At 63.8% G+C, this 4599-nt stretch carries 3 protein-coding genes; all 3 read right to left on the bottom strand.

What is annotated here, in order from left to right; translation table 11 throughout:
• Nucleotides 1-163: 163 nt before the first annotated feature.
• The 3 genes from KA184_23385 to KA184_23375 all read right to left on the bottom strand — a co-directional run bounded on the left by KA184_23385 (nucleotide 164) and on the right by KA184_23375 (nucleotide 4216).
• Nucleotides 164-1591, bottom strand: a complete 1428-nt coding sequence (locus tag KA184_23385) for a proline--tRNA ligase (protein MBP8132535.1) — start codon at nucleotides 1589-1591, stop codon at nucleotides 164-166.
• A 380-nt stretch (nucleotides 1592-1971) separates the two neighbouring features.
• Entirely contained in the window at nucleotides 1972-3111 is a 1140-nt protein-coding gene (locus KA184_23380) for a glycosyltransferase family 4 protein (GenBank protein ID MBP8132534.1), read from the bottom strand.
• Nucleotides 3112-3160: 49 nt separating this feature from the next.
• Nucleotides 3161-4216: an SDR family NAD(P)-dependent oxidoreductase gene (locus KA184_23375; protein ID MBP8132533.1), complete on the bottom strand. Its 1056-nt coding sequence runs from the start codon at nucleotides 4214-4216 to the stop codon at nucleotides 3161-3163.
• Nucleotides 4217-4599 lie beyond the last annotated feature (383 nt).

The raw sequence follows: 4599 nt of genomic DNA, 5'->3' as shown, positions 1-4599 counted from the left end.
CCGCAAGGGCGGATAATACAGTTCCCTTGCCTTGAGTCTGGCGCTGCGTATAGGCACACGCCTAACCCGTTTCCATACAAAAGGATAGCACGGTGGCAGCAAAATAATCAACCACCCGCAACCCCGGGCCATGGAATCTGGCCCTGAAAACTTGGCCCCGCGTTCAGTACGCCTGCGCGGCGATGACCCGCCCCTTGCACGGCTTGCCGGTGACCATGCAGGGGCCTTCCTCGTCCGGGGCGTCAAAGGGGATGCAACGCACGGTGGAACGCGTGTCTTCCTGGAGCCTGGCCTCCACTTCCGGGTTCGCGTGGTCCAGAAACACGCGGAAGAAGCCGCCCCGGTCGATTCGTTCCCTGTATTCGTCATAATTGTCCACGGTATAGGTGTTGTCCTGCATGCGCTGCTTCGCGCGGGCGAACAGGTTCGCCTGGATGTCCGCCAGGAGCCTTTCCAGATGCGCGCGCAGCCCGTCCGTCGACACGGGCGCCTTCTCGCCCGTATCCCTCCGCACGACGACAACGGAATTGTTTTCGACGTCGCGCGGGCCGATCTCCACGCGTATGGGCACGCCCTTCAGCTCCCAATCGTTGAACTTGAATCCCGGCTTGTACTGGTCCCGGTCGTCGATGCGGTAGAAAAGCGGATCCCAGTCCTGTGTGATCGCGCGCGCCTTGCCGCAGACAACGCCGCGTTCCGCGTCGCTCTTCCAGATGGGCACGAACACGACCGGCAGCGGCGCAAGCCGGGGCGGGATGACCAGGCCCGTGTCGTCGCTGTGCGTCATGATGATCCCGCCGATGAGCCGCGTCGACACGCCCCAACTGGTCGCGTACACGTATTTCAGTTCCGCGTCGCGGTCCTGGAATTTCACGTCGAACGCCTTCGCGAAATTCTGCCCGAGATGATGCGAAGTGCCCGCCTGCAGCGCCTTGCCGTCCTGCATCAGCGCCTCAATGCAGTACGTGTGCTCCGCGCCCGCGAACTTCTCCTGCTCCGTCTTGCGCCCGACCACGACCGGCATGGCCATGAATTCCTCCGCGAACTTGCGGTAAACGTTGACCATGCGCACCGTCTCATCCTCCGCCTCCTCGTGCGTTGCGTGCGCCGTGTGGCCCTCCTGCCAGAGAAACTCCGTCGTGCGCAGGAAGAGCCGCGTTCGCATTTCCCACCGGCAGACATTGGCCCACTGATTGATCAGGATGGGCAGATCGCGGTACGAGCTGATCCAGTTCTTGTACGTGGACCAGATGATCGTTTCCGACGTGGGGCGGATGACCAGCGGCTCCTCGAGTTTTTTGCCGCCGCCGTGCGTGACCGTCGCGCATTCCGGCGCGAAACCCTTGACGTGCTCGGCTTCCTTCTTCAGGAAACTCTCCGGGATCAGCATCGGAAAATAGGCGTTGACGTGGCCCGTCTCCTTGAACATGCGGTCCAGCCCGCGCTGGATGCCCTCCCAGATGCCGTAGCCGTTCGGCTTGATGACCATGCAGCCCTTCACGGGCGAATAATCCGCCAGGTCCGCTTTCAGCACGACATCGATGTACCACTGCGCGTAATCGGCCGACCGTTTCGTAATGCCCTTCGCCATGCGTCCTCCCGGAATGTGCGCCTTGACCCGATGCGTTTGGGAATGAGCATGGAGAATAGCACACGCGCGCAGGCGCGCGCATCGTGACCCGGGGCAATCGCACTTGATTCTCGCGAGCGGCGGCCCCTGCCGCCTCCAACGGCTCCCCCCAAGTCCGCAGACGAGGGTTCGAATCATGCCCGGCTTGCCTGCTGTGTGCTGCTCGGACTCACCCGAGCAGTTCGCCGCCGTTTTCGTCTCAGCGGTTGGAGAGGATAGCGCAGTGACGTCTGTCGTGGACGCCGTCGAAGCGTTGGCCTTGCGGCTTGAGCGGGCAAAGGCCCTATCTATCACGGGCCATTGCAGTACGTCCGCCCGTGTGACGGGGAACGCGCGCGAGCCTACTGATGCCCATGACGGTCGAGGACCAGCCGGATGAACTCCTCGCCGTACTTGTCCAGCGTGAATTCGCGTTTCACGCGCGCATGGCCGGCCTCGCCCATGCGGCGGCGCAGTTCCGCATCGTTGAGCAGGCGCGCGAGCGCCGCCGCGACCCCGGGAACATCATCCGCTTCCACGAGCAGGCCCGTTTCGCCGTCGACTACGGCGTCCGGCACGCCGCCGCTGTTGCCGCCGACTACGGGTTTCCGGCAGGCGTTTGCTTCGAGATAGACCACGCCGAAGCCCTCGACGTCGCCGCGCTCGACGATATAGCGGCTGATCATCGCGAAAACGTCGCAGGCATGGTAGAACGCGACCACGTTCCGGTTGCCGGGAAACAGGACGCGATCAGCCACGCCGTGGCGCTGCGCCAGTTCACGCAGCCGCGACTCGTCCTTGCCTTCGCCCACGATTACGTACGCGACATCCGGGACGCTGCGGGCGATTTCGGGCAATGCCTCGATGACGCGGTCCATGCCCTTGCGCTCGACGAGCCGCCCGACCGTCAGGATGACCCGCTTGCCGGCCAATCCCTCTTTCGCCTTGAACGCGTCCACGTCGACGGGCACGCCGAACTGAGCGAGGTCGACTTTCGGGCGGATCATGGCGGTGCGTTCGCGCGGCACGCCCAGCGCCTCGACCGCGTCGCGCGTGAAATTGCTGATCACGATTACGCGTTCCGCGTTGCGCAGCACGGCCGCGCGGATGCGCTCGATAATCCGGTGGCGCGGCTCGAGCACCTCGTTGCCGAAGGTATGCACGACGTACGGAATGCCGCGACGCCTCATGAGCAGGCCGATCATTCCGAGCGGCCATGGCTTGTCGAAATAGAGCAGGTCCGGCCGCGTTTCCCGCACGATCCGGCGCACGCGGCGCGCATACCGGAGCGTGGACACCAGCGCGCGCACGCCGCCCGCGTCATAGCGTTCGCGGTGCATGCGGAACGGCTGCCGGGCATCGAACGCCGCCGCGCCCGGCGCATCCTGCGCCAGGACGGCCACGCGCTCCGGCGGTAGTGCGGAACAGACCAGATGCAGGATGTTCGCGATGCCGCCGACCGAAGGCGGATAGTCATTCGAGACCAGTAATACGCTGCGCATGGCCTGTGTTTTCCCCGCGCCGCAAGCGGGCCGCGTCAATGGCCACCGGTTACCCCAGTACCCGGAACAGTTCGCGGTTGGCGGCGACCCACTCGTACAGCTTGCGCACGCCTTCGCGGACGGAGACCTTCGGCTGCCAGCCCAGTTCCGCGCCGATTTTGCGGATATCGCTGACGTAGACGGGCTGGTCGCCGGGCCGCCACGGGCCCGTTTTCACCGGGACGGGCCTGCCGACGAGTTCCTTGAGCATGGGCCCGAACTCGGCCCAGACCGACATCGTGTTGCCGGGGCCGCCCCCGACATTGAATATCCTGCCCGATACCTTGTCCGGGTGGTCCATGGCCATGAGGTAGGCGTCGACGAGGTCGTCGACAAAGAGCACGTCGCGCACCTGCTTGCCGTTGCCGTAGATGGTGATGGGGCGCCCGAGCACGGCGGCGATAACGAACCAGGCCAGCCAGCCCTGGTCCTCGACGCCGAACTGGCGGTAGCCAAAGATGCAAGACTGGCGGTACACCGTCGCGCGCAGGCCGTAAATGCGCGCATAGTCGCGCACGTACTGGTCCGCGGCGCCTTTCGAGCAGCCATAGGGCGAGTGGAAGTCCAACGGCGCCGTTTCCGGGATGCCCTGCGGAAAATCGCGGTAGACGTATCGCGTTTCGCGCTCGTCGACGGCAATTTCTTCCATGCCGCCGTAGACCTTGTTCGTGGAGGCATAAATCAGCAGAGGCCGCTGCTTCGACAGGCGGATGCCTTCGAGAATATTGAACGTGCCGACGGCGTTTATTTCGAAATCTTCGCGCGGACGCGCCACGGACGTGGTCACCGCGACCTGGCCCGCGAGGTGCACGGCAACGTCGATATCGCTGTAGTCGGTAAACAGCGCCGCCATGCCGCGCGCGTCGCGGATGTCGGCGGAAACGAAGGTCAGCCGGCCCTTGCTGCGCAGCCATTGCAGGTTCGCTTCCGCGCCCTTACGGCACAGGTTGTCGACGACAATCACTTCTTTGCCGTCCGAAAGCAACCGCCGCGCCAGATTACAGCCAATAAAGCCGGCGCCGCCTATGACCACATATTTGCCCAAGAGGAATCTCTCCCAATTCATGCGGGAGAGCCATTATGCCAGCCGGTGATCGGGGCAATCAACGTGTGTGCGCCCAATGTCGTACTCTTTCTCTTTCCTGACGGAGCCCCGCGCTGCCGGGGAAGGGGGGTGACCGCCGATGAACACGGACTCCGGTGCCCCTAACCCGGCGCTTATCATCGTCAAGAACGGGGTGCTGCTCCCCCGTCAAAATTCTTGACACGGTGCGTGCGTGCTTACTAGAGTTAGGGAACCGCGCTGCCGATGCTCGACCGGGCGGAATGCATGGAAAGGCATCGCGTGGGGGCCGAGGGAACAACATTCAGCCATTTGGTTGCCGTGAAAGAGGAGGCCTTACTGTGAAAAAAGCAGCCTTAGTAGTAATCGTTCTTATTATCTTGGCG

This window comes from Candidatus Hydrogenedentota bacterium, assembly GCA_018005585.1.
Lineage (GTDB): Bacteria > Hydrogenedentota > Hydrogenedentia > Hydrogenedentales > JAGMZX01 > JAGMZX01.
Note: the sequence above shows the minus strand (reverse complement) of the source record. Positions and strands in the feature narration are given on the sequence as shown.